Source organism: Micromonospora sp. CNB394 (genome assembly GCF_000374985.1).
GTDB lineage: Bacteria > Actinomycetota > Actinomycetes > Mycobacteriales > Micromonosporaceae > Micromonospora > Micromonospora marina.
The window spans coordinates 57,192-82,166 of record NZ_KB895829.1 but is presented as its reverse complement, the minus strand read 5'-3'; the positions used below and the strand labels follow the sequence as shown (position 1 = coordinate 82,166).

Below are 24,975 nucleotides of genomic sequence, written 5' to 3'. Positions count from 1 at the left end.
TGGGCAACAGTTTCGAGGGAGGCCGATCGTGCAGAGTGTCCGGCGGGTCGCGGTCATCGGGGGCAACCGCATCCCCTTCGCCCGGTCCAACTCGCGCTACGCGCACGCGTCGAACGCGGACATGCTCGGTGCGGCGCTCGACGGGCTGGTCGCCCGGTTCGGGCTGGCCGGCGAGCGGATCGGCGAGGTCGTGGCCGGTGCGGTGCTCAAGCACTCACGCGACTTCAACCTCACCCGTGAGGTGGTGCTCGGCTCCCGGCTCGATCCGCACACCCCCGCGTACGACATCCAGCAGGCCTGCGGCACCGGACTGGAGGCCGCCATCCTGGTCGCCAACAAGATCGCCCTCGGGCAGATCGAGGTCGGCATCGCCGGTGGCGCCGACACCACCTCGGACGCGCCGCTCGCCGTCAACGAGGACATGCGGCGCACGCTGCTCCAGCTCAACTCCGCCCGTACGCTCGGCGAACGACTCAAGATCGCGGCGAAGCTGCGCCCGCACCAGCCGTTCAAGCCGGACATCCCGCGCAACGCCGAGCCGCGTACCGGGCTCTCGATGGGTGAGCACGCGGCCCGGACCGCGCTGCGCTGGAACGTGGACCGGACCGCGCAGGACGAACTGGCACTGCGCTCGCACCAGCGGCTCGCCGCCGCGTACGACAAGGGGTTCTTCGACGACCTGATGACCCCCTACCTCGGGCTGACCCGGGACCAGAACCTGCGGCCGGACACCAGCCTGGAGAAGCTCGGCTCGCTCAAGCCGGTCTTCGGCGCCTCCGGCGCGGACGCCGAGCGGGCCACCATGACCGCCGGTAACTCCTCGCCGCTCACCGACGGCGCGTCGACGGTGCTGCTCGCCTCCGAGGAGTGGGCCAAGGCGCACAACCTGCCGGTGCTGGCCTGGTTCTCCTGGTCCGAGACCGCCGCCGTCGACTTCGTGCACGGCGACGAGGGCCTGCTGATGGCGCCCGCGTACGCGGTGCCCCGGATGCTGGCCCGGGCCGGGCTGAGCCTGCAGGACTTCGACTACTACGAAATCCACGAGGCGTTCGCCTCGCAGGTGCTGGCCACCCTTGCCGCCTGGGAGTCGCCGGAGTTCTGCAAGGAGCGCCTCGGCCTGGACGGCCCGCTCGGCTCGATCGACCGGGACAAGCTGAACGTCAACGGCTCGTCGCTGGCGGCCGGGCACCCGTTCGCCGCCACCGGCGGCCGGATCGTCGCCACGCTGGCCAAGCTGCTGGACGCCAAGGGGAGCGGGCGCGGCCTGATCTCCATCTGCGCGGCCGGTGGACAGGGCGTGACAGCGATCCTGGAGCGCTGACGCCGACGCCCGCCCGGTTCTTCACCGGGCGGGCAACCCGCCCGCCAACCCGTTCCGTCCCCTGGGCATGAGGCGAACGAGGAGCGGCACCCCGTGACCGGGCGTGACGAGGAGTTCCGCGACTACGTGACCGCCCGGCTGGAGCCGCTGCGCCGGACGGCGTACCTGCTCTGCCGGGACTGGCACACCTGCTGACGGCCGAGGAGATGGCCGCGGTCGCGCTGGACCCGGAGATCCGGCTGAGCTGACGCCGCGTCCCGGTCCGGCCCGCCTACCGGCTGGACCGGGTACCGGCGTCGCCGGGGCCGGCCCGGGCCTCATGAAAGACTGAGGTACGTGACGACGATCCCGAACGTGCTCGCCAACCGGTACGCCTCGCCCGAACTTGTCGCCCTCTGGTCGCCGGAGGAGAAGGTCCGGATGGAGCGCCGGCTCTGGCTGGCGGTGCTCAAGGCCCAGCGTGACCTCGGCGTGCCGGTGCCGGACGGGGTGGTCGAGGCGTACGAGCGGGTGGTCGACCAGGTCGACCTGGCCTCGATCGCGGCCCGGGAGCGGGTCACCCGGCACGACGTGAAGGCCCGGATCGAGGAGTTCAGCGCGCTCGCCGGGCACGAGCACGTGCACAAGGGGATGACCTCCCGCGACCTCACCGAGAACGTCGAGCAGCTCCAGATCCGCGCCTCGCTGGAGCTGATCCGGGACCGGGTGGTCGCCACGCTGGCCCGGCTGGGCTGGCACGCCGGGGAGTACTCGGCGCTGGTGATGACCGGCCGGTCGCACAACGTCGCCGCGCAGGCCACCACGCTCGGCAAGCGGTTCGCGTCGGCGGCGGAGGAGCTGCTGATCGCGTACGAGCGGCTGGAGGATCTGATCGGCCGCTACCCGCTGCGGGGGATCAAGGGGCCGGTGGGCACCGCCGCCGACCAGCTCGACCTGTTCGACGGCGACGCCGGCAAGGTGGCCGAGCTGGAGCATCGGGTGGCCGGGCACCTGGGGTTCAGCCGGGTGCTGGACAGCGTCGGCCAGGTCTACCCGCGTTCGCTGGACTTCGACGTGCTCTCGGCGCTGGCCCAGGTGGCCGCCGCGCCGTCGTCGCTGGCCACCACGATCCGGCTCATGGTGGGCCAGGAGCTGGTCACCGAGGGCTTCAAGCCGGGTCAGGTCGGTTCCAGCGCGATGCCGCACAAGATGAACACGCGTTCGTCGGAGCGGGTGAACGGCTTCGCGGTGATCATCAGGGGTTACCTGTCGATGGTCGGCGAGCTGGCCGGCGACCAGTGGAACGAGGGTGACGTCTCCTGCTCGGTGGTGCGCCGGGTCGCGCTGCCCGACGCGTTCTTCGCCGCCGACGGGCTGTTCCAGACGTTCCTCACCGTGCTGGACGAGTTCGGCCCGTACCCGGCGGTGATCAACCGGGAGCTGGAGCGCTTCCTGCCGTTCCTGGCCACCACGAAGATCCTGGTGGCGGCCGTACGCCGGGGTGTGGGCCGGGAGGTCGCGCACGAGGTGATCAAGGAGCACGCGGTCGCCGTGGCGCTGGCGATGCGGGAGAAGGGCGCGGCCGAGAACGACCTGTTCGACCGCCTGGCCGCCGACGGCCGCCTGGGCCTGACCCGGCCCGAGATCGACACCCTGGTCGCCGATCGCAACGCCTTCGTGGGCGCCGCCACCGACCAGGTCGCCCGGGTGACCGCAAGAATCACCAGGGTCGTCGAAGCCCACCCCCACGCGGCGGCCTACTCCCCACCCCCCATCCTCTGACCTTTCTGGTCGATCACTGAAGTTGGCGGCACTCAGGGAGGTCATTTCTGCCGTCAACTTCATGATCGACGCGGCAGAGCAAGGGGGTCAGGGGCCGGTGGGGGTTTCGGCCGCGGAACTCAGGTTGGGGGCGGACGCGGGTTCGGCGATGCCGCCGGGGGCGGAGGCGATCTCCGGGTCGTGGGCGGTCTCGGCCGCGATCGCGGGCTGGTCCGGCGGCATGACGTCCGGCATCTTCGGCGCGACGATCACCGCCGTGCCGTACGCGCAGATCTCCATCCACATCTCGCCGCAGTCGCGGCTGTCGAAGCGCATGCCGATCACCGCGTTCGCGCCCAGGCGGCGCGCCTCCTCGCCGAGGCGGGCCACCGAGTCGGTACGCCATCGGGTCAGGTTGTCCGGCGCCATCGGGTCGTAGGCGCCACCGCGCAGGTTCTTGACCCCCTCGCGGTACGGGTTGCGGGTCCTCGCCATCGAGGAGACCACTTCGCCGAGGATCTGGCGGATCTCGTAGCCGGGCAGTTGATCCGTCGTCACGACCAGCACCCTTCCGATGCTGTCAGTCCCCGGCCGGGTGGTTCGCGAGCCGTGTTCAGCTGATCGGATGCTGCAAAACGGCGCGGCGCGGACGGTCGGGCCGCACCCGACCGATCCGCGCCGCAACGGCATCAACCGTCAGACACCGGCCGTCGAGGTGATCCAGGCCCGGTTGTACGCGACACTGCCGTAGTTCTGGATGCTCTGGCCGTCGGCGGTGGAGGCGACGCCGACCTGCCGCCCGTTGTAGAACTGCGGACCGCCCGAGTCGCCCCGCCACGCGTTGCCGTTGATCCGGGTGCTCCGGATCGCCTGGCCGCCGTACGCGTCGGTGGCGCTGTTGCTGGTCACCCGGACGCTGGCGGTCTTGAGCTGCGACGACGCGCTGCACCCGCTGTAGCAGGTCATGCCCCAGCCGTAGATGGTGTTCGTGGAGCCGACCGGCGGGTTGCTGGTGGCCAGTGACACGGCGGAGGTGCTGACCGTGCTGGACAGGCGCAGCAGGGCCAGGTCGTAGCGGCTGTACGAGGCGCTCACGGTGCGGGTCACGCCGCCCGAGGCGCGGTAGACGCTGCCGACGCGCACCGACATGGTGCCGCTGACGCAGTGCCGGGCGGTGAGCACCCACTGGGGCGCGATGACGCTGCCGGAGCAGGTGAACGAGCCGTTGCTGAAGACGGCGGCGGCCCACGGCGCGGACGAGACGGTGCCGCCGCCGATGATCGGCTGAGGGCCGGCCGGTGCGGCGGCGGCGCCGGAGGCGGTGACCAGGACGCCGGCCAGCGCGGTGGTCAGCACGGCGAGCAGGGGACGGAGACGCATTGTCGGGGCTCCTTCTGCGCGGACGCCCGGGGTTACCGGGCAGGGGGTGACACCCGCCGGATGGGGTGGGCCGGCGAGGGACGTCGATCCCAGTCATCGACATCTGACGATGCATGCTACGGCCGCGACGCCCTCTGTCACAAGGTGTGGATCGAATTAGGCCGATGGCGTGACGTGCGCCGCGTGGCGCGCCGACGCGCTGTCGGATACCGGTCCAAGGTGGGGTGTTTCGCGGCAGAATGCCTGCTGGGAGGCGTTGCCGGAAAGCTCCGGCAAGCACGCAGCGCAACGAATTCGCATCGACGCCGCAACGAACGGGCAACGGTGCCCGTCCGGTGCCGCGGGTGCGGCAGATCAGTGCCGGAACTGCCCCCGGCCGGTGCGGGCCGGGCGGTATCTGCCAGGTACGCTGGCTGCGCTCGCCCGATTGTTGGGCCGGCACCCAACTGCGTACACAGTCAGGAGTGCCCAGTGCCTCGCGTCGTCGTCGACGTCATGCTCAAGCCCGAGATCCTCGATCCGCAGGGCCAGGCCGTCGCAAACGCGCTGCCCCGGCTCGGCGTCAGTGACGTCGCCTCGGTTCGGATCGGCAGGCGGATCGAGATCGAGTTCACCGGCGAACCGGACCTGGACCGGGCCCGGGAGATCGCCGACAAGCTGCTTGCCAACCCGGTCATCGAGGACTTCACCGTCCGGGTGGTCACCGCCGACGAGACCGCGGGCGCGCAGTCGTGACCGCCCGGGTCGGTGTGGTCACCTTCCCCGGCTCGCTCGACGACGGGGACGCGGCCCGGGCCGTACGGATCGCCGGCGCCGAGGCGGTCCGGCTCTGGCACGGCGACCCGGACCTGCACGGGGTGGACGCCGTCGTCCTGCCCGGCGGCTTCTCCTACGGCGACTACCTGCGCTGCGGCGCCATCGCCCGGTTCGCCCCGGTGATGGAGACGATCGTCCAGGCCGCGCGCGGTGGCCTGCCGGTGCTCGGCATCTGCAACGGCTTCCAGATCCTCTGCGAGGCGCACCTGCTGCCCGGCGCGCTCACCCGCAACCAGCACCTGCACTTCCGCAACCGGGACCAGGTCCTGCGGATCGAGAGCACCGGCACCGCCTGGACGAACGCGTTCCAGCCGGGCCAGGAGGTGCTGATCCCGGTCAAGAACGGTGAGGGCTGCTACGTCGCCGACCCCGCGACGCTCGACCGGCTGGAGGGCGAGGGCCGCGTCGTCGCCCGCTACGTCGGCGGCAACCCCAACGGATCGCAGCGCGACATCGCGGCGATCACCAACGAGGCCGGCAACGTCGTGGGCATCATGCCGCACCCCGAGCACGCGGTGGAGGCGCTCACCGGCCCCTCCCTGGACGGCCTCGGCTTCTTCACCTCGGTGCTCAAGCATCTGGTGGGAGCGCCGGCGTGATGGTGGCCGGGAACATCGGTCGGCCCACCCGCCGCACCGGCGGCGAGCGCAGCAAGGAGACGTCATGACCACCCATCCGGACCCGGCCCCGCGCGAGCCACAGGGCGTGGTGCCGCAGGCCGGCCCGACCGACGACTGGGCGCCGGGCGTGGACACCGTGTCCCGGGCCGCCGACTCGCCGGAGGAGCTTCAGCCGTACGCCGAGCTGGGCCTCCGCGACGACGAGTACGACCGGATCCGGCACATCCTCGGCCGCCGGCCCACCCAGGCCGAGCTGGCCATGTACTCGATCATGTGGAGCGAGCACTGCTCCTACAAGTCGAGCAAGGTGCACCTGCGCCAGTTCGGCGAGAAGGCGCCGCCGAGCGACCGGCTGCTCGCCGGCATCGGGGAGAACGCCGGCGTGGTCCGGGTCTCCGACGAGCTGGCGGTGACGTTCAAGGTCGAGTCGCACAACCACCCGAGCTTCGTCGAGCCGTACCAGGGCGCGGCGACCGGCGTCGGCGGCATCGTCCGCGACATCCTCGCCATGGGCGCCCGCCCGGTCGCCGTGATGGACCCGCTGCGCTTCGGCGCGGCCGACCACCCGGACACCGCCCGGGTACTGCCCGGCGTGGTCGCCGGCGTCGGCGGCTACGGCAACTGCCTGGGCCTGCCCAACATCGGCGGCGAGGTCGTCTTCGACCCCTGCTACCAGGGCAACCCGCTGGTCAACGCGCTCTGCCTGGGCGTGCTGCCGGTCGACCGGCTCCAGAAGAAGGACGCCACCGGCCCCGGCAACGTCGTGGTGCTGATGGGCGCCAAGACCGGCCGCGACGGCATCGGCGGCGTGTCGGTGCTCGCCAGCGCCACCTTCGACGAGGGCAGCGAGCAGCGCCGCCCGTCCGTGCAGGTGGGCGACCCCTTCATGGAGAAGCTGCTCATCGAGGCATGCCTGGAGCTGTACGACGCCGAACTGGTCGTCGGCATCCAGGACCTCGGCGGCGCCGGCCTGACCTGCGCCCTCACCGAGACCGCCGCCTCCGCCGGCACCGGCATGCGGGTCTGGCTGGAGCGCGTGCCGCTGCGCGAGCCCTCGATGGAGCCGCACGAGATCCTGGCCAGCGAGTCCCAGGAGCGGATGCTGCTCGTCGTCTCGCCGGACAAGCTCGACGCGGTGCTCAAGACCGCCGAGAAGTGGGGCGTCTGGGCCACTGCCATCGGCGAGGTCACCGCGCCGTCGGCGGACGGCCAGCCGGGCCGGCTGATCGTCACCTGGCGCGACCAGCTCGTGGTGGACGTGCCGCCGGGCTCGCTCGTCGACGACGGCCCGGTGTACGCCCGGCCGATGCGCGAGCCGGCCGACCTGATCCTGCTCCAGGCCGACCGCGCCGAGACGCTGCCCCGGCCGAGCACCCCGGAGGCGCTCCGGGAGACCGTGCTGCGCATGATCGCGTCGCCGAACCTGGCCGACAAGACCTGGGTCACCGAGCAGTACGACAGGTACGTGCTCGGCAACACCGTGCTCGCCCAGCCGGAGGACTCCGGCGTGATCCGGATCGACGAGCGCAGCGGCCTCGGTGTCGCGCTCTCCGTCGACGGCAACGGCCGGTACGCCCGCCTCGACCCGTACCACGGGACGAAGCTGGCGCTGGCCGAGGCGTACCGGAACGTGGCGGTGACCGGCGCGAAGCCGATCGCGGTCACCAACTGCCTGAACTTCGGCTCGCCGGAGGACCCGGGCGTGATGTGGCAGTTCGCCGAGGCCGTGCGTGGCCTCGCGGACGGCTGCCTGGAGCTGGGCATCCCGGTGACCGGCGGCAACGTCAGCTTCTACAACCAGACCGGCGCCGCGGCCATCCACCCGACCCCGGTGGTCGGCGTGCTCGGTGTGCTCGACGACGTCGCCGACCGGGTGCAGATGGGCTTCGTGCCGCGTCCGGCCGGCGACCACGACCAGCTGTTCCTGCTGGGCGAGACGCACGTCGAGTTGTCCGGCTCGGAGTGGGCCTGGGTGACCCACGAGCACCTGGGCGGCATCCCCCCGCAGGTCGACCTGGCCCGCGAGCGGCAGCTCGCCGAGCTGCTGGCCGAGGCGGCCCGGGTCGGGCACCTCAGCTCCGCGCACGACCTGTCCGACGGCGGCCTGGCGCAGAGCCTGGTCGAGTCGGCCCTGCGCCGCGGCGTGGGCGCCCGGGTCGTGGTGCCGGAGCACTTCGCGGGTGGTTCGATGCCGTTCGTGTTCCTGTTCAGCGAGTCCGCCGGCCGCGTGCTGGTGTCGGTGCCGCGCGGCCACGAGAAGGCGTTCACCGCCCTCTGCGCCGAGCGCGGCGTGCCGTGGGAGTTCATCGGCGTCACCGACCCGGCCTCCGGTGCGCTGGAGGTGCACGGTCAGTTCCGGTTCGGCCTGGACGAGCTGCGCGAGGTACACACCGGGACGCTCCCGCGCCTGTTCGGTGTGGCCGAGGCGGCGCACGTGGAGGTGGAGGCGACCCGTACCGGGACGACCACTGTGCTTCCGGCCACGGCGGAGCAGCCGGTAGGCGTGGACCCGGCCGCTGTCGACGCCGAGCCGATCGCCAAGGCCGGCCGGGACACGCAGCCCGCCGAGGCCGAGGCGTCCGCGCCCGCCCCCACGGCGGAGTCCGACGCGCCCGCTGCGGCGGCGCCGGGCGAGGCCGCGCCGGCCGACGTGACGCCGGCCGTCGACGAAACCCCGGCCCCGGACGAGTCGGCGGCCGCCGACGGATCCGACCGTCCGGCTCCCGGTGAGCCGGCGCCGGGTCAGCGCTGAGGCGCTGGCCCTGGCCGTCTTCGCCCAACCCGGCGCCGGTGCCCGGTTCGACTGGGGACTGACCGGGGCGGCGGAACTCGGCCGGGTCTGTGCCGCCCTGGTGGTGGTGGACGTGTTGTCGTTCACCACCACCGTGGAGGTGGCGGTGAGCCGTGGCATGCGGGTGCACCCGTTCCCGTGGGGTGAGCAGGCCGCCGACTACGCCCGCCGGATGGGGGCCGTGGCCGCTGTGGGCCGCCGGAAGATGACTGCGGAGCACCCGTGGTCGCTGTCTCCGGCGGCACTGCGGGCCGCGCCGGTCGTCCCCGACCTGGTGTTGCCGTCACCGAACGGTTCGGCGATCAGCGCCGCCGCGAGCGCCACCGGGGTGCCGGTGGTCGCGGCGTGCCTGCGTAACGCACCCGCCGTCGGGCGCTGGCTGCGCGCCGAGGGGTACGGCTCGACGGACGCCCCGGTGGGCGTGGTGGCGGCCGGGGAGCGCTGGCCCGACGGGTCGCTCCGGCCGTGCGTGGAGGACCAGCTCGGTGCGGCCTGCGTGCTCGACGCGCTCGCCGACGTGCCGGGTGGGCTCTCGGTGGAGGCCGCGATGGCGCTCGCCGCGCTGGCGAGCACGCCGGACGTGCCGGCGGCGGTCCGGGGATGCGTCTCCGGGCGGGAACTCGCCGAGGGCGGCTTCGCCGAGGACGTCGCGGTCGCGACCGAGGTCGGTGTCTCCGACGTGGTGCCGGTACTCCGCCAGGGCTACTTCGCCCTCGCCTGAGCACCGCTTCCGGTCCCGTCCCGCAGGGCGCGCCCCTGATGATCCCGGCGGGCCGTCGTCAGCCACGTCCGGTGCCTGTCAGTCGTCCAGCCAGTCGAGGCGCCGTCCGCCACGGTCCGCCTGCCCGTCCGGGCGGGCACGGCCTGCCTGCGCCGGGTCGTTGGGGTAGGCGTTGTCGTAGCCGCCCCCGCGCTGCTGCGGCGGCTCCTGGCCGTAACCGCCCTGGCCGTAACCACCCTGCGGGGCCTGACCGTAGCCGTCGCCGTACCCGCCGGCCTGCTGGCCGTAGCCGCCGGACTGGTGACCGCCGTCGTAACCGCCACCCGCGTTGCCGTAGCCGCCGGTCGGTGCGTCGCCGTATCCGCCCTGCTGACGGCCGCTGTCGTAGCCACCGGTCGCACTACTGTCGTAACCGCCGGCGCCGCTGTCGTAGCCACCCTGGGACCGGCTGTCGTAGCCGCCGCCACCGGGGTTGTCGTAGCCGCCGGTCGGTGCGTCGCCGTAGCCGCCCTGCTGACGGCCGCTGTCGTAGCCGCCGGACGGGGTATCGCGGTAGCCACCCGAAGGGGCGTTGTCGTAGCCGCCGGTCGCGTCCTCGCCGTAGCCGCCGCCCGCCGCACGTCGGCCGCCGTATGCCGGTGCGTCGCCGTACCCGCCGGACGGGTTGTCGCCGTAGCCACCACCCGCTGCGTTGCCGTAGGCACCGGTGGGATCGCCGTACCCGCCCTGCTGACGGTCGCCGTCGTAACCGCCCGACGCGGCGCCGTAGCCACCGCCTGCGCCATAGCCGTCGCCCTGCTCCGGGCCACGGCCGTACGAGGACGAGCCGGCCTGGTCGTAGCCGCGGTCCTGCTCGGGCTGGTAGGTGCTGGTCGGGTACGGGTCGGCCGCGGGCGCGTACTGCGTGCTGTCACCGGTGTAGCGGCCGGTGGGCTCGTCGAAGCGCTCGTTGCCGTAGCCGCCGCCCTGGGCCGCGTAGCCGGCCGCTCCGGCCGCGGCACCGGCACCGGCGGCGTAGTCCGGGCTGCCGTATCCGGCACCGGAGGAGGGGCCGTTGCCGTAGCCGCCGCCCGAGGACGGCGCGTTGCCGTAGCCGCCCGCGCCGCCGTAGCCGCCCTGGCCCGGTGCGTCGTCGCCGTAGCCGTAGCCGCCCTGGCCGCCGCCGACACCATAGGACGGGCCGGGCGGGGCGCCGTACGGGTCCGGCGGGACGTCGTCCACGACCGGCCGCTGGAGCATGGTGGGGGCGTCGCTGATCGACGGGCCGCCGACCATCGTCGCGGCCGGCCCGGCGCCCATGCCGTTCACCACCCGGGTCTGGTCGTCAGCCCCGTGGTACGCGCCCCGGGCCGCCGGGATCGCACCGGCCGCAGCGGGGCCACCCGGACCGGTCGGTCCGTCCGGACCGTCGCCGTCGCCGTCGTCGCCCTCGTTCTTGCGGCGCATGTAGAGCAGCACGATGGTGCCCACGCCGACGGCGACGAAGAGGCCGCCGAGCAGGATGAGCAGCCAGGAGCCGAAGCCGCCGGAGTCCTCGTTCGCGGCCGGCTGCTGCGCGGCGGGCGCCTCGGCCGACGGGGTGTCGGTCGCCTCCTCCTCGAGCGGCTCCTCGGACGGCGGGGCGGACTCACTCGCCGACGGGGAGGCGCTCGGGCTCGCCGACGCCCTCAGCTGGATGCTGAGCCGGACGCCGGTCACCGACTGGCCGGCGTTCGCGTTGATCGACCGGGCGACCGGCGAGGCGCCGTCGGTGGAGGCACCGAGGTCGATCCGGCCGGGCGCGATCGGGTTGGACTCGGAGCCGCTGAAGCTGAAGTTGCCGTTGCCACTGGTGTTGGTGCGGCGTTCCTTGCCCGCGCTGTCGCGGAGCATGACGAGGGCGCCCTCGATGGCTTGGCCGTCGGCGTTGACCACCTTGCCGGACACCGTCTTGACGGTCTGCGGCTGCTGCGGCTCCGGGGCCTCGCCCTTGACCGCCAGCTGGAAGGTGCCGGTGGCCGGGTCGGAGTCGTCGGGCCGGACCTGCACCGTGACCGACGTGTTGGCGTCCTGCGCGTTGTCGTTGGCGCGGATGGTGAGCAGCTGGGTCTTGGGCTGCGGGTTGCCCGGCGAGAAGTTGACCTGGCCGCAGCCCGAGGCGCAGCTGACGCCGGACGGCAGGCCGGTCAGGCTGATGTCGGCGCTCTGGTCGCCGTCCTGCGGAGTGATCCGGACGGTGATCGTGGTGTCGCTGCCGGCGTTGACCGTTGCCGATCCCGGGGAGACGCTGACGTCGGCGGCGAGGGCGGGAGATGCGGGGACGGTGAGCAGGGCGCCGGAGACCAGCGCTACGACCACACCGGCCCGCTGCTTCCAGGCACGTCGGTGTGTTGACACGTCCACCGCCTTCCGGGTCTGATCCCCGCGTCGGCCGCTCGGCCGAGGTTGATCACTCACGGTACGAATTACGCCGTCGGCAACTATGCCTTGTCTGACCGGATCATCTCTACCCAGGGCCGCCGTCGGGGGGCGTTCTGCCGGGTCGTATCGTCCCGTCGTGTCCTCTCCGCACGCTTATTCCGAAGCGGTACTCGCCGCACTGGCGGCGCTGGACGAGGGGCGTTCGCCCGAACGGCCGGTGCTCCGGGCGGCGGTCCGGACCCTCTTGGCTGCCCTCGCGGATCGCGCCCCCGGCCGATCGGTGGAGGTGCGCGTCCCACCCTACGGTGCGGTCCAGTGCGTGAGTGGTCCACGACACACCCGTGGTACGCCGCCGAACGTGGTGGAGATGGATCCGCCGACCTGGCTGGCGGTCGCCACCGGACGTCGGGGATGGGCGGAAGCGGTCACTGAGGGTCGCATCCGGGTCTCCGGAAACCGGGCTGACCTCTCCCCGCACCTCCCGATTTAGGCGTCGAGCAGGGCAAACTCCGCCCACTCTGTGTGGGCGTCTCGTGACTGTCGGTGTCGGCTGCTGGTCGCGTACACTGAGAGCCGACGACGGTCCCGGCCCATGCGTGCGGAGCTGCCCCCCGACTCCGCCAGGCCAGTCCAGACCCCCACTGCGAGGGAGCGGCAGGTGCCCCGAGGCGATGGCCGGCTGAGCCACGACCTTGACCCCCAGCGACCCGGCCCACAGGACGCGTGCGGCGTCTTCGGTGTCTGGGCTCCGGGTGAAGAGGTCGCCAACCTCACCTACTTCGGGCTCTACGCCCTCCAGCATCGCGGTCAGGAGGCCGCGGGCATCGCGGTGAGCGACGGCTCCGGTGTCGTGGTCTACAAGGATCTCGGCCTGGTCGCCCAGGTGTTCGACGAGCCGACGCTGGCGAGCCTGCGCGGGCACGTCGCGATCGGGCACGCGCGCTACTCCACCACCGGCGGCTCGACCTGGGAGAACGCCCAGCCGACCATCCGGGCCACGAGCGCCGGCACCACCATCGCGCTGGCGCACAACGGCAACCTGGTCAACACCGCCGAGTTGCAGCGCGAGGCGGCCGTGCGAGGGCTCGACTCCGACGGCTCGACGAACGACACCTCGCTGGTCACCATGCTGCTGGCGAGCCGGCCCGACCTGTCGGTCGAGGCGGCCGCGCTGGAGGTGCTGCCGCAGCTGCGCGGCGCGTTCAGCTTCGTCTTCATGGACGAGTCGACGCTCTACGCGGCGCGCGACGCGCACGGCGTACGCCCGCTGGTGCTCGGCCGGCTCGAACGCGGGTGGGTGGTGGCGAGCGAGACCGCCGCACTGGACATCGTCGGCGCGAGCGTGGTGCGCGAGGTCGAGCCGGGCGAGCTGATCGCCATCGACGAGAACGGCCTGCGCTCCAGCCGGTTCGCCTCGCCCGAGCCCAAGGGCTGCCTGTTCGAGTACGTGTACATCGCCCGGCCGGACGCCACCATCGCCGGCCGCAACGTGCACGCCGCGCGGGTGCAGATCGGCCGCCAGCTCGCCAAGGAGCACCCGGTCGAGGCCGACCTGGTGATCCCGGTGCCGGAGTCCGGCACGCCGGCCGCCATCGGCTACGCCGAGGAGTCGGGCATCACCTACGGCCAGGGCCTGATGAAGAACCCGTACGTCGGGCGCACGTTCATCCAGCCCTCGCAGACGCTGCGGGCGCTCGGCGTCCGGCTGAAGCTGAACCCGCTGCGGCAGAACGTACGCGGCAAGCGCCTGGTGGTGGTGGACGACTCGATCGTGCGGGGCACGACCCAGCGGGCGATCGTCCGGCTGCTGCGCGAGGCGGGCGCCCTGGAGGTCCACGTCCGGATCTCCTCGCCGCCGGTGAGCTGGCCCTGCTTCTACGGCATCGACTTCGCCACCCGCGCCGAGCTGCTCGCGAACGGGCTGGACAACGACGGCGTCCGCCGGTCCATCGGCGCCGACTCGCTCGGTTACGTATCGCTGCCCGGTCTCATCGCGGCGACCGAGCAGCCGAAGAGCCGGCTCTGCCGGGCGTGCTTCGATGGGGAGTACCCGATCGACCTGCCGGCCGGAAACCTGATCGGCAAGCACGTGCTCGAAGGAGTGGGACGCCGGGTCGCCGCCGAGGCGGCCGGGCCGACCGGTCCGCTCGTCGCCACACCGACCCACCACCCGTAGCACCACCGACGCGGGTCCGGCCGCTCCGGGCCCGCGGGAACCACAAAGGGGAGAACCGTGACGCACGTGTCCGAGCGCAGCGGCGCAGGATCCAGCCCGACGGGCGCCGGCGGCGACCGCCAGCCCTGGTCGGCGGGTTCCGGCCGGACGCAGCGCAAACGCTCGGTCTCGTACGCCGACGCCGGGGTGTCGATCGAGGCGGGCGACCGCGCGGTCGAGCTGCTCAAGTCCAAGGTCAAGGAGACCCGGCGCCCCGAGGTCATGGGTGACCTGGGCGGCTTCGCCGGCCTGTTCCGGCTGGACACCACGAAATACAAGAACCCGATCCTGGCCTCCTCGACCGACGGCGTGGGCACCAAGCTGGTGATCGCCCAGCAGCTCGACATCCACGACACGGTCGGCATCGACCTGGTCGCCATGGTCGTCGACGACCTGGTGGCCTGCGGTGCCGAGCCGCTGTTCCTGCTCGACTACATTGCCACCGGCGAGGTCGTGCCGGACAAGGTCGCCGAGATCGGCGCCGGCATCGCGGACGGCTGCCGGTACGCCGGCTGCGCACTGCTGGGTGGCGAGACCGCCGAGCACCCGGGCGTGCTGCGCCCGGACGAGTACGACATCTCGGCCACCGGCGTCGGCGTGGTGGAGGAGAGCGAGATCCTCAGCCCGGAGCGGGTCGAGGTGGGCGACGTGGTGATCGCCATGCGCTCCTCCGGCCTGCACTCCAACGGCTACTCGCTGGTCCGGCACGTGCTGCTCGGCGCCGGCCGGATGCGGCTGGACGTGGTGATCGACGACTTCGGCCGCCAGCGGACGCTCGGCGAGGAACTGCTCACCCCGACCAAGATCTACGCGCAGGACTGCCTGAAGCTGATCGCCGAGGCCGAGGTGCGGGCGCTGGCCCACGTCACCGGCGGCGGCATCCCCGGCAACCTGGTCCGGGTGCTCCCCGAGCACGTCGACGCCGTGGTGAACCGCTCCACCTGGAAACCGCAGCCGATCTTCGACCTGATCCAGTCCAAGGGCCGGATCGAGGACCCGGAGATGGAGGCGACGTTCAACATGGGCGTCGGCATGTTCGCGATCGTCTCCGCCGAGGACGCCGACCGCGCGCTGGCCACCCTGACCGGCCGGGGCGTGGACGCCTGGCAGGCCGGCGAGATCATCGAGGGGTCCGGCAACGTGCAGATGGTCGGGCAGCACACCCGGGGCTGATCACCCTGCGCCGATCGGCCGGGCACGTGATCGGGGGTTCACCCGAGCGGTCGCCGCGGCCTAGCCTGAAGGTTCGGTTTTCAGGCAGGCGGGGGAGACGCTGATGGCTGCGCGCACGCCCGGAGGGATGCGGGGAATCGCCGCCGTCCCGTCGTACGTGGTGATGCAGCCGACCACGCTGTGCAACCTCGACTGCGCCTACTGCTACCTCCCCTTCCGGTCGGTGGACCGGCGGATGCCGGTGGCCGTCGCCGAGGCGGTGGCGGCGTCGGTGAACCAGTGGGCGGCGGGCGGTCGCTTCTCCGTGGTCTGGCACGGCGGGGAGCCGCTCGCGGCCGGCCGGGAACACCTGGCCGCGCTGCTGGCGCCGTTCGGTCCCGACGTCGAGCACCACGTGCAGACAAACGCCACGCTGATCGACGACGCCTGGTGCGCGTTCTTCGCCGAGCACCGGGTACGGGTCAGCGTCAGCGTGGACGGGCCGCGGGCGCGCAACGGCGAGCGGGTCACCCGGGGCGGGCGGCCCGCGTACGACCGGATCGTGGCGGGCGTGGCGGCGCTGCGCCGCCACGGCCTGCCGTTCTCGGCGCTCGCGGTGGTGTCGCGGCCGGAGCCGGGCCTGGCGACCGAGCTGTACGGCTACTTCCTCGACCTTGGCTGCGACGTGCTCGGCGTCAACATCGAGGAGACCGAGGGCGTCAACACCCGGACGAACGCGCGCGACGAGGGCGCGGTCACCCGGTTCTGGGCCGAGCTGGTGGCGGCGTGGCGCCGGGATCCCCGGATCCACCTGCGTGAGGTGGAGTGGTCGCTGCGGTACGCGGGAGCGGTCCTGGCCGGCACCGCCGACGATTTGCTGCCCCGGAGTCTCGACCCGATCCCGACGGTCGGGCACGACGGTTCGGTGGTGGTGCTCTCGCCGGAGTTGGCCGGCTTCACCGATCCCCGGTACGGCGACTTCGCCAGCGGGAACGTGCTGACCACCCCGCTACGCGACATTCTCGCCGGTGCGGCCGGTACGCCGTGGGTGGACGAGTTCCTCACCGGCGTGGAGGCGTGCCGGGCGTCCTGCGCGTACTTCGGGTTCTGCGGCGGCGGGCACGCCGCCAACCGTTACTTCGAGCTGGGGCGTTTCGACGGTACGGAGACCGAGCACTGCCGCAACAGCAAGATCCGCCTACTGGAGGGAGTGTTGGAGCATGCCCGAGACCATCAGTGACACCGACCGGGAGGCGGTCGCCGACCGGGTGCGGGACGCCGCTGCGGGGCTTACCGCTCTGCTCCGGGAGGCGGAGGCGGCGCGGCTGCTGCGGGCGGAGGTGTCGGGCGGCGACGGCGCCGGCGCGGTCTGCGCGTGGAACCACTTCGAGAACATCCCGACGTTCTACAACTGGAACAACCGGCCGCGCTGAGGGGACGGTTCCGCGATCAAGGACCTGCCGGCGCGTCGGAGCGTACGCCCCGGCGCGGCAGGCCCTTGATCGTCGGTCTTAAGCCGGCTCAGCAGAGCACATGCGTGAGCACGCGGGGGTTGCCGCGTGCTCGGATGTGACCGGAGGTCAGCGGGTCGGACGAGCCCAGGTGTCCGGGTCGTCGTCCGCGTGGTCCTCGTCATCGTCGTCGACATACTCTTTGTAGTCGTCGTCGAAGTTGTGCTCAGACTTTCCACTACCCGCCAGTTCGCGCTGCAAGGCGGTTAGGTCGGTGTTCGGGGAGTGGTACTTCAACTCCCGGGCCACCTTCGTCTGCTTGGCCTTAGCACGGCCGCGCCCCATGGCTCGACCCCCTCGCACAGAATGCGGGGCAGCCCGAAGGCGGGCCCCGATGACGTCAGGCATCTCTCGTGGCTCTTACGGTACATGGGGATGCCATCGTTCGGCACCTCGGGTCACCGTCGACCGGACCTGCGCGTCGTAGTGGTCCAGCCGTCACAAAGTGTACCGGGTAAGGGGTGAGGCCCGGGGCTGGCCGTGACACCGGACAAACCGGCACGAAAAATCCCGAGGCTCAGCTTAACGCGTACCGCCTCCGGGGGAGGAGCGTCGCCCCGCCCCCGGAGGTGAGGTTCACCGCAGGTGGATGGCGCGCAGCCGGCCGACCTCGGCCATCCGCCGCTCGGCGAGCCGGTCCGCGGCGACCGCCGGAGGCACGCCCTCGTCGTCGGCGAGCCGGAGGATCTGCCGGGTGGTGTCGAAGATCCGGGTGGCGCGCAGCTTGGCGCGGTCGAAGTTGAAGCCCTCGATCTCGTCGGCCACCTGGATCACGCCACCGGCGTTCACCACGTAGTCCGGCGTGTAGAGGATGCCCCGGTCGGCGAGCACCTTCTCGATGCCCGGGTGGGCGAGCTGGTTGTTCGCCGCCCCGGTGACCACCTTCGCCCGCAGCACCGGCACGGTGTCGTCGTTCAGCGCGCCGCCGAGCGCGCACGGGGCGTACACGTCGATGTCGGAGGCCACCAGCGCCTCGGTGTCGTCGACCAGGGTGACCTGCGGGTGGGTGGTGCGCGCCCACTCCCGGGCGCGCGGGTTGACGTCGGTCGCCACGACCTCGGCGCCGTCGTCGAGCAGGTGGGCGGTCAAGTACTTGCCGACCTTGCCCAGCCCTGACACGCCGACCCGGCGGCCGGACAGCGTCGGGCTGCCCCAGACGTGCTCGGCGGCGGCCCGCATCCCCTGGAACACGCCCCAGGCGGTGAGGATCGAGGAGTCGCCCGCGCCCCCGTGCTCCACGCTGCGGCCGGTCACGTAGCGGGTCTCCCGGGCGATCACGTCCATGTCCGCCACGTACGTGCCCACGTCGCAGGCGGTGTAGTAGCGGCCGTTGAGCGACTCGACGAAGCGGCCGTACGCGCGCAGCAGCGCCTCGCTCTTGATCTGCTCGGGGTCACCCCAGATGACCGCCTTGCCGCCACCGAGGTCGAGGTTCGCCAGAGCGTTCTTGTAGGCCATGCCGCGCGAGAGGTCGAGCACGTCGGCGAGGGCGTCGGCCTCGCTGGCGTACGGGTAGAACCGGGTGCCGCCGAGGGCGGGGCCCAGCGCGGTCGAGTAGATCCCGATGATCGCCTTCAGGCCGGACTGCTTGTCCTGGCAGAACACGACCTGCTCATGCCCCGTGGAGACGGGGTCGTCGGTACTGGCGAATACGCCCATGGCTGACTCCTGTGTCGGTGCGCCCTTGTGAGGCGCGGAACCCGGGTGGCACGCCGGCGGGATGCTGCCGGTGTCGTTGAGCCTAATATCGGCCCGAACCGTACTGTCGCGCATGTCACGCCACCGGCCCGAGGGCGGCGACGGGCGGTCCCGTCTCGTGGGAGGATCGCGCAGTGCCGTCGCTCTTCGCTTCATACCTGCGCGTGTACGAGCCGCTCACCGCCTTCGACCGGGACCGGCAGTCGTACTGGCGCCGGTACGTCAGCGAGGGCCGCGCGATCGCCCCGCTGGAAGGGCCGGTGCGGCAGCGGACGGCGGTGATCGAGGCGCTCGGCGCCGGCTGGACCCGGCTGCCCGACCTGCCCGACGAGGCGTACGTCCTGGAGTCCGACGACGCGCTGCTGGTCTGCCCCTGGAACCTGCGTATCCGGGTCGCCGAGGCGGCGCTGAGCGCCCGCGACGGCGTGCCGTCGGTGCTGGCCGACGCGTTCGTGCCGCCGGTGCTCGCCGGGCAGGCGAAGGCCGTGGTGGAGGACTGGCGCAGCGGCGCGCGGGTGCTGGAGCACGGGGTGCCCCGGGTGCACGAGCAGATCGCCACCTGGGGCGTGCCGTTGCGCTGGTTCGTGCTGTTCGAGGCCGGCGAGCGGCACCTGGTCACCGACCCGCAGCGGCGGGCGTTGCGCTACCGCACCGAGATCTCCAAGGCGCGCCGCCGGGCGTCCCGGGCGCTGTCGGTGCTGCGCAAGTCGATCGGCGAGGCGCCGATCACCGAGGCGGTCGAGGAGGCGGCCCGGTGGCTGGAGGAGTTCCACCCGCGTTCGGTGGTCGAGCTGGACTACGGCGGCCTGGTGCAACTGCTGCCGGACGAGACGCTCGAAGCCGACGACTCGACCGAGCTGGTGGCCACCGGACTGGCCGGACTGGGCCGGGGCGAGGCCGAGGAGGCGTCCGCCGCGTACGACAAGCTGGTCGCTCGCTGGCGCGCGGTGCAGCTGCTGGAGCGGTGCAACTGACGCCCGGTTTGACCCGCTAAGTGGTCTTGGACACGAGAGTGTCTCGTAGTTGATGCGTCACGAACCGTGATCATGAGTCCTAATAAGGTACTTTCTGCGGCATAAAAGTCGTAAAAATCGGGCATGGTTCATCCGTCCGTCTAGGGACCTTCAGCCGTTCGGCCCATGTCGGACATCGGGGACTAGCCGGACCATGGGAGACGCGTCGGCCGGCGGGACCCCGGCCGATGTCTATACATGTGGAGGAGTGACCCCGATGGCATCGCGAACGCACGAACCTGAGCCGCTGCTCACACCGGCCGAGGTGGCGTCGATGTTCCGTGTCGACCCGAAGACGGTGACCCGGTGGGCGAAGGCTGGCAAGCTCAGTGCCATCCGGACCCTCGGCGGCCACCGCCGCTACCGCGAGTCGGAGGTTCGGGCCCTGCTGCAGGGGCAGATCCCCCAGCAGCGCCAGGGAGACTGACGAACCGGCGTTCTCCGGCGTTCCGATCAAGGGCGGTGCCGTCGCGGCGCCGCCCTTAATCGCGTCCGGGGCCCGATCCGTCCAGCACGATCCGCAGCCCCACCGTGCCGCCCTCACCCCGGCGCAGCCGGCTGCCCAGCAGGCTCAGCCGCCCGATCAGCCGGTACTTCTGCTTGAGCAGCCCCCGGACCCGGTTCGTGCTCTCCGGGTCGGCGATCGTCGCGTGGCCCGGCACCGCCTCGCCGTGCGGCCGCCCGCGCACGTCGCACGGGGCCACCGTCACCCGGCCGTCGCGCCGGATGCGCTTCACCTTGCCGGAGTCGGCCACCGTCCACACCGCCAGCCCGTCGCCGTCGCGTACCGCCCACACCGGTGTCGCCACCGCCCGGCCGTCCTTACGGAACGTGGTGAGCAGGACGTACTTCTCCGCCGCCAAGCGGTCCAGGTCGGTCACGCCGCCAAGGATACGGCGGCGACGGCACCGCCGACCCCCGGATAGCGTGCTCACATGACCGGGGAACCCGAGATCGGCGACGTGTTCGGCGAGATGATCCGCGACGCGTACGCGGTCGCCACCGGGATCGGCCCGCGCCCGATGGCCGGCGGTCGCCTGCCCCGCCCGGTCATCGAGATCATCGAGCGCGACGACGGGCTGGTCAACGGCGCGCCCGCCGGGCACTACCTGGACCCGCCGCAGCGGTGGCAGCCGCACGACCACCGGGCCGTGGACCGGGTACGCGGTCACGTACTCGACGTCGGCGTGGGCGCGGGCCGGATCGCGCTGGAACTCCAGAAACGCGGTGTGCCGGTGACCGGGCTGGACACCTCCCTCGGCGCGCTGCGGGTCAGCCGCCACCGGGGCGTACGCGACCTCGTGCACGGCACCGTCGACGAGCACGCCGCCGACGGCCGCCGGTACGACACCTTCCTGCTGCTCGGCAACAACCTGGGACTGTTCGAGGGGCGGGAGCGCGCCCCGGCGATGCTCGCGGCGCTCGCCGCGCTGGCCCGCCCCGGCGCCCGGGTGATCGCCCACGGCACCGACCCGTACGGCACCACCGACCCGGTGCACACCGCCTACCACGAGCGCAACCGCCGGCGGGGCCGGTTCGGCGGGCAACTGCGGCTGCGGTTGCGCTACCGGCTGCTCGGGACCGAGTGGTTCGACTACCTGGTCTGCTCGCCCGGCGAATTCGCCGAGCTGGTCCACGGCTCACCGTGGCGACTGGCCGACGTGGACGACACCGACCACCCCTACTACCTCGCCACGCTGGAGCTGCGGCGTTAGGAAGGGCCCCTTTCAAGCGCCTACGCGTTAAGAAGGGGCCCTTCCTTACATCTCAGACCTGGACGGTGGGGGTGGTCTGCTCCGGGGGCAGCCCGCCGTCGCCGTCGACCACCTCGTCCGGGGTGCCGTCCTCGTCGATGTCCACCATGGTGATGTCCACCTTGCCGTCACCGTCGGTGTCGAACTGGAACAGGTCGGCCTTGCCGTCGCCGTCGGTGTCCACGACCCAGACGTCGGTCTTGCCGTCGTTGTTGGTGTCCGCACGGAGCAGGTCCACCCGCTCGTCGCCGCGGGTCTCGACCGTCTCGGTGCTCTCCGCGCTCTCCGGTGCCTGGCTCATCTCGTTCCTTCCTTCGGCGTCGAGGGCCGTTTTTACCCCGTCCGCTCCGCCCCCACGCATCCCCGCGGCCCGGCCATGCATAGGGTCGCATCCAGGAACGAGCGATGCGGACGGGCCCGGCGGCGGAGACCCCGCGCGCCCCCGCCGCGGCGAGGGGACGTCGATGAGTGGTCGTTTTGTGGTCGTCGGGGCCGGCACCATGGGCCTCGGCATCGCGTACGTGGCGGCCGGCGCCGGGTACGCGGTCGAACTGGTCGAGGTCGACCCCGCCCGGGGCGCCGAGGCCCTGCGCCGGCTCGGCGAGCTGTGGGACCGGGGCGTGCGGCGCGGCAAGCTGACCGAGGAGGCCGCCACCGCCAACCGCGAGCGCGTCACGCTCCGGGCCGGGCTCACCGAGGTGGCCGAGGGCGCCGACGTGATCGTGGAGGCGGTGCCCGAGCGGCTCGACCTCAAGCGCGCCGTCCTGCGCGAGGCGGAGAGCCGCCGGCCGGCGCTGCTGGGCAGCAACACCTCCAGCATCCCGATCGCCGACCTGGCCGCCGGGCTGGACCGGCCCGCCGAGTTCGTCGGGTTGCACTTCTTCAACCCGGTGTGGGCGATGGCGCTGCTCGAAGTCGTGGTCGGCCCGGCCACCGCCCCGCAGACCACCGAGGCGGCCGTCGCGCTCGCCGCCCGGCTGGGCAAGGACCCCGTCGTCGTACGCGACATGCCCGGCTTCGCCACGTCCCGGCTCGGCGTCACGCTCGGCCTGGAGGCGATCCGGATGGTCGCCGACGAGGTGGCGAGCCCGGCCGACATCGACAAGGCGATGGTCCTCGGCTACCGGCACCCGATCGGCCCGCTGGAGCTGACCGACCTGGTCGGGCTGGACGTGCGGCTCGACATCGCGCGCACGCTCCAGGCCGCGTACGGCGACCGGTTCGCGCCGCCGCCGCTGCTCGTCGAGATGGTGGCCGCCGGGAAACTGGGCAAGAAGTCGGGTCAGGGTTTCTACACCTGGAAGGACGGCGTGAAGCAGTGAGCGCGAGGAGTGAGCTTGCGAGCCCCGCAGTCGCGAACGAAAGGCAGGCACGGTGAGCGCGAGGAGTGAGCTTGCGAGCCCCGCAGTCGCGAACGAAAGGCAGGCACGGTGAGCGCGAGGAGTGAGCTTGCGAGCCCCGCAGTCGCGAACGAAAGGCAGGCACGGTGAGCGCGAGGAGTGAGCTTGCGAGCCCCGCAGTCGCGAACGAAAGGCAGGCACAGTGACCGGGCTGCGGATCGAGGAACTGCCGGACCGGCTCGTGGTCACGCTGGACCGGCCGGAGAAGCGCAACGCCATCGACGCCGACCTGGTGGGCGAGCTGCACGCGGTCTGCGCCGACCTGGAGGCGCGTCCCCGGCTGCTGCTGCTCACCGGCGGGACGGCGGGCATCTTCGCCGGGGGCGCCGACATCGCCCAGCTCCGCGAGCGTGGCCGGCTGGACGCGCTGGCCGCCATCAACCAGGGCGTCTTCGCCCGCATCCGGGCGTTGCCGATGCCCACCGTGGCCGCGGTCGACGGGCCCGCGCTGGGCGGCGGCGCCGAGCTGGCGTACGCCTGCGACCTTCGGGTGTGCACGGACCGCGCGGTGTTCGGCCAGCCCGAGGTGCGGCTGGGCATCCTGGCCGGCGCGGGCGCGACCTACCGGCTGCCGGCGCTGATCGGCGAGGCCCGGGCCAAGGAGTTGCTGTTCACCGGCCGGCGGGTCGACGCCGGGGAGGCGCTGCGGATCGGGCTGGTGAACCGGGTGGTGACCGACCCGGCGGAGCTGCTGCCCACCGCGCACGGCCTGCTCGACGAAATGGCGAAGGGCTCCGCGCTGGCGCTGCGGCTGACCAAGATGGCGGTGGACGCCCCGGCCGCCGCGCACCCGCAGCTCGACCTGCTGAGCCAGGCGGTGCTCTTCGAGGACGAGGAGAAGCATCGACGGATGACCGAGTTCCTGGACCGGCGCCGGGCCCGCTGAGCCCGGGAGAGACGACGAGGGCCGCACCGGTGTTCCGGTGCGGCCCTTCGGGTCGGTACGGCTCAGCGCTTGATGTCGACTCCCGCGTCGTCCAGCGCGGTGATCGCCGGCGCGGACTCGGCGAAGCCGATGAGCAGCAGCGCCTCCGGCCCGAACGCCTTGATCTCCTTGGCGGTGCCGCTGAAGTCGACGGGCGTCTTCGGATCGGCCGGCGGCTCGTAGGTCAGCAGCTTGATCCGGTCCGCGCCGATCCCGGCCTTCTCCAGCTCCGAGCGGACGTTCTCCTGCAGGCCCTCGCCGTACGAGTCCTTACGGGCCAGGATCGCGATCTTGCGCGGCCCGTCCCGGAGCATCACGTCGGCCAGCGCCCGACCCTGGAGGCTGTCCGGCGGGGCGGTACGGAAGTAGAGGCCCTTGTCCTCCACCGCGCTCAGCCCCGCGTCGGTGTTCGACGGGGAGAACAGGATCCGGCCGGCGGCCACCACGTCCGGCAGCACGGCCCGGGAGATGCCGGAGCCACCCGCGCCGATGATGACCTGGACGCCCCTGCCGACGTGCGAGGCGACGGTGGCCTTGGCGACCTCCGGGTTGGTGCCGTCGTCACCCTCGATCCACTTCACCGGCTCGCCGAGCACACCACCGGCGGCGTTGACCTCACGGATCGCGAGCGCCGCACCGGCCGCCAGCGGCGGGTTCGCCAGCGCCAGGTCACCGGTCTTCGGCAGCAGCCCGCCGAGGACCAGCGGGGCGTCCTTCGCCTTCCCGTCGCGCAGCTTGCGGCCACGCGGCGGGGCCTTCGTGCTCGCCCCCGACTCCTCACCGGCACCGACGAACTCGGTCTTGCTGTCGTCGATCTTCTGGTTGTCGAAGTGCATGGTGCCGTAGCTCGCGGTGGCCGGCTCACCCGCGTCGGTGAACCCGGCTCGGGTCAGCGACACACCCCGGTACTCGATGTCCCGGCCCGCGCGGGCGAGCTGGAGGCAGGCCGTCACCTCGTCGCAGCGTTCACCGCCAGTGGTCACCCCGACGATCTGCTTGGCGATCTCGGCCGGAGCGGTGGTGCCGGCGAGCTGGGCGGCCAGCGCGCTGATCACCACCGCGTCGTACGACTCGGCGGAGTAGAGGAAGTCACCCAGCTTCGGGTCTACGGCGAGTAGTCGCTCCTTGAAGCTCTCGGCCAACGGAGTGAGGGGCGTGGTGCCCTTCATCCCGTTCACCAGGTCCGCCCGGTCCTTGAGTTCCGCGGCGTACGAGTTGAGCATGTTGCCGTCGGTGCCGTAGAGGCGCACCTGGGTGGCAGGCGTCTCCTCCGGCTCGTCGCTCCCGCAGGCGCTCGTGGCGAGCAGGAGCGCCGCGCAGGCCATGGACAGGGCCGCGCGCGACGTGCGTGTTCTCTGCATGGTCGTCCTTCCTCCGGCGAAGGTCCGCTGCGCACCTTAGCGTGCTCGCGCCGCAGGCGGGACTGTGGAGGCGGCTCCGTCGGCACCCCGACTGCGGATATCACTCTGCGTGATCGACGGGCTGTTTCCGGGTCACCGCTTGACCCCCGGCGATACT

24 protein-coding genes are annotated in these 24,975 nt (G+C 72.3%); 16 read left to right on the top strand and 8 right to left on the bottom strand.

What is annotated here, in order from left to right; translation table 11 throughout:
* The first annotated feature begins 28 nt into the window (after positions 1-28).
* Positions 29-1,321, top strand: coding sequence for an acetyl-CoA C-acetyltransferase (locus tag C569_RS0109100; RefSeq protein ID WP_018785478.1), 1,293 nt, complete (start codon positions 29-31; stop codon positions 1,319-1,321).
* Positions 1,322-1,657: 336 nt separating this feature from the next.
* Positions 1,658-3,082, top strand: coding sequence for an adenylosuccinate lyase (purB, locus tag C569_RS0109090; RefSeq protein ID WP_018785476.1), 1,425 nt, complete (start codon positions 1,658-1,660; stop codon positions 3,080-3,082).
* Positions 3,083-3,169: 87 nt separating this feature from the next.
* Here the strand turns inward: purB and C569_RS0109085 are convergent, their stop codons facing one another.
* Together C569_RS0109085 and C569_RS0109080 are read right to left on the bottom strand one after the other, a co-directional pair.
* Entirely contained in the window at positions 3,170-3,751 is a 582-nt protein-coding gene (locus C569_RS0109085) for a YbjQ family protein (RefSeq protein WP_196806701.1), read from the bottom strand.
* 6 nt (positions 3,752-3,757) lie between these two features.
* Complete coding sequence (locus C569_RS0109080) at positions 3,758-4,441, bottom strand: trypsin-like serine protease (RefSeq protein ID WP_018785474.1); 684 nt, start codon at positions 4,439-4,441, stop codon at positions 3,758-3,760.
* Between the two features lie 471 nt (positions 4,442-4,912).
* On the opposite strand from C569_RS0109080, the gene purS reads away from it, so the two are divergent.
* From purS to C569_RS0109060, 4 genes are all read left to right on the top strand, one after another.
* Positions 4,913-5,176 carry a phosphoribosylformylglycinamidine synthase subunit PurS gene (purS, locus tag C569_RS0109075; RefSeq protein ID WP_013473439.1) on the top strand — a complete coding sequence of 88 codons (264 nt, stop codon included), beginning with the start codon at positions 4,913-4,915 and terminating at the stop codon, positions 5,174-5,176.
* Positions 5,173-5,856 carry a phosphoribosylformylglycinamidine synthase subunit PurQ gene (gene purQ, locus C569_RS0109070; RefSeq protein ID WP_018785472.1) on the top strand — a complete coding sequence of 228 codons (684 nt, stop codon included), beginning with the start codon at positions 5,173-5,175 and terminating at the stop codon, positions 5,854-5,856. The genes purS and purQ overlap by 4 nt, the downstream gene beginning before the upstream one ends.
* A 64-nt stretch (positions 5,857-5,920) precedes the next feature.
* Positions 5,921-8,629, top strand: a complete 2,709-nt coding sequence (gene purL / locus C569_RS0109065) for a phosphoribosylformylglycinamidine synthase subunit PurL (protein ID WP_018785471.1) — start codon at positions 5,921-5,923, stop codon at positions 8,627-8,629.
* A 10-nt stretch (positions 8,630-8,639) separates the two neighbouring features.
* The gene (locus C569_RS0109060) at positions 8,640-9,389 is read left to right on the top strand and encodes a 2-phosphosulfolactate phosphatase (protein WP_026267893.1); all 750 of its coding nucleotides are present in this window, start codon (positions 8,640-8,642) and stop codon (positions 9,387-9,389) included.
* A gap of 78 nt (positions 9,390-9,467) precedes the next feature.
* On the opposite strand, the gene C569_RS0109055 is transcribed toward C569_RS0109060, so the two are convergent.
* The gene (locus C569_RS0109055; RefSeq protein WP_026267892.1) at positions 9,468-11,765 is read right to left on the bottom strand and encodes a carboxypeptidase-like regulatory domain-containing protein; all 2,298 of its coding nucleotides are present in this window, start codon (positions 11,763-11,765) and stop codon (positions 9,468-9,470) included.
* A gap of 160 nt (positions 11,766-11,925) precedes the next feature.
* Here C569_RS0109055 and C569_RS32170 point away from each other — a divergent pair, with 160 nt between their 5' ends.
* The 5 genes from C569_RS32170 to amcA all read left to right on the top strand — a co-directional run bounded on the left by C569_RS32170 (position 11,926) and on the right by amcA (position 16,589).
* Complete coding sequence (locus C569_RS32170) at positions 11,926-12,279, top strand: sterol carrier family protein (protein WP_081635923.1); 354 nt, start codon at positions 11,926-11,928, stop codon at positions 12,277-12,279.
* A 168-nt stretch (positions 12,280-12,447) separates the two neighbouring features.
* Positions 12,448-13,965, top strand: coding sequence for an amidophosphoribosyltransferase (purF, locus tag C569_RS0109050; protein WP_018785468.1), 1,518 nt, complete (start codon positions 12,448-12,450; stop codon positions 13,963-13,965).
* A gap of 57 nt (positions 13,966-14,022) precedes the next feature.
* Positions 14,023-15,177, top strand: coding sequence for a phosphoribosylformylglycinamidine cyclo-ligase (gene purM, locus C569_RS0109045; RefSeq protein WP_018785467.1), 1,155 nt, complete (start codon positions 14,023-14,025; stop codon positions 15,175-15,177).
* A 127-nt stretch (positions 15,178-15,304) separates the two neighbouring features.
* Positions 15,305-16,396: a cyclophane-forming radical SAM peptide maturase AmcB gene (amcB, locus tag C569_RS0109040; RefSeq protein ID WP_018785466.1), complete on the top strand. Its 1,092-nt coding sequence runs from the start codon at positions 15,305-15,307 to the stop codon at positions 16,394-16,396.
* A complete protein-coding gene (gene amcA / locus C569_RS0109035; protein ID WP_018785465.1) occupies positions 16,377-16,589 on the top strand; it encodes a multiple cyclophane-containing RiPP AmcA in 213 nt (70 codons plus the stop codon). The genes amcB and amcA overlap by 20 nt, the downstream gene beginning before the upstream one ends.
* 147 nt (positions 16,590-16,736) lie before the next feature.
* On the opposite strand, the gene C569_RS0109030 is transcribed toward amcA, so the two are convergent.
* Complete coding sequence (locus tag C569_RS0109030) at positions 16,737-16,952, bottom strand: DUF3073 domain-containing protein (protein WP_013283429.1); 216 nt, start codon at positions 16,950-16,952, stop codon at positions 16,737-16,739.
* Between the two features lie 291 nt (positions 16,953-17,243).
* Positions 17,244-18,326, bottom strand: a complete 1,083-nt coding sequence (locus C569_RS0109025) for a Glu/Leu/Phe/Val dehydrogenase (protein ID WP_018785464.1) — start codon at positions 18,324-18,326, stop codon at positions 17,244-17,246.
* Between the two features lie 173 nt (positions 18,327-18,499).
* Between C569_RS0109025 and C569_RS0109020 the strand changes: the two genes are divergently transcribed.
* The gene (locus C569_RS0109020; protein ID WP_018785463.1) at positions 18,500-19,339 is read left to right on the top strand and encodes a hypothetical protein; all 840 of its coding nucleotides are present in this window, start codon (positions 18,500-18,502) and stop codon (positions 19,337-19,339) included.
* A 256-nt stretch (positions 19,340-19,595) separates the two neighbouring features.
* Positions 19,596-19,805: a BldC family transcriptional regulator gene (locus C569_RS0109015; RefSeq protein ID WP_007073996.1), complete on the top strand. Its 210-nt coding sequence runs from the start codon at positions 19,596-19,598 to the stop codon at positions 19,803-19,805.
* Positions 19,806-19,860: 55 nt separating this feature from the next.
* On the opposite strand, the gene C569_RS0109010 is transcribed toward C569_RS0109015, so the two are convergent.
* A complete protein-coding gene (locus C569_RS0109010) occupies positions 19,861-20,259 on the bottom strand; it encodes a PPOX class F420-dependent oxidoreductase (RefSeq protein WP_018785462.1) in 399 nt (132 codons plus the stop codon).
* A 54-nt stretch (positions 20,260-20,313) separates the two neighbouring features.
* On the opposite strand from C569_RS0109010, the gene C569_RS0109005 reads away from it, so the two are divergent.
* Positions 20,314-21,093, top strand: coding sequence for a bifunctional 2-polyprenyl-6-hydroxyphenol methylase/3-demethylubiquinol 3-O-methyltransferase UbiG (locus C569_RS0109005; RefSeq protein ID WP_018785461.1), 780 nt, complete (start codon positions 20,314-20,316; stop codon positions 21,091-21,093).
* A 52-nt stretch (positions 21,094-21,145) separates the two neighbouring features.
* Here C569_RS0109005 and C569_RS0109000 read toward each other — a convergent pair whose 3' ends face one another.
* On the bottom strand, positions 21,146-21,433 hold the full coding sequence (locus C569_RS0109000; RefSeq protein ID WP_013283434.1) for a hypothetical protein: 288 nt from the start codon (positions 21,431-21,433) through the stop codon (positions 21,146-21,148).
* 163 nt (positions 21,434-21,596) lie between these two features.
* Here C569_RS0109000 and C569_RS0108995 point away from each other — a divergent pair, with 163 nt between their 5' ends.
* Together C569_RS0108995 and C569_RS0108990 are read left to right on the top strand one after the other, a co-directional pair.
* On the top strand, positions 21,597-22,454 hold the full coding sequence (locus C569_RS0108995; protein ID WP_026267890.1) for a 3-hydroxyacyl-CoA dehydrogenase family protein: 858 nt from the start codon (positions 21,597-21,599) through the stop codon (positions 22,452-22,454).
* A 220-nt stretch (positions 22,455-22,674) separates the two neighbouring features.
* Positions 22,675-23,418, top strand: a complete 744-nt coding sequence (locus C569_RS0108990; RefSeq protein ID WP_018785459.1) for an enoyl-CoA hydratase/isomerase family protein — start codon at positions 22,675-22,677, stop codon at positions 23,416-23,418.
* 62 nt (positions 23,419-23,480) lie between these two features.
* Here the strand turns inward: C569_RS0108990 and C569_RS0108985 are convergent, their stop codons facing one another.
* Entirely contained in the window at positions 23,481-24,818 is a 1,338-nt protein-coding gene (locus C569_RS0108985; RefSeq protein ID WP_026267889.1) for an ABC transporter substrate-binding protein, read from the bottom strand.
* Positions 24,819-24,975 lie beyond the last annotated feature (157 nt).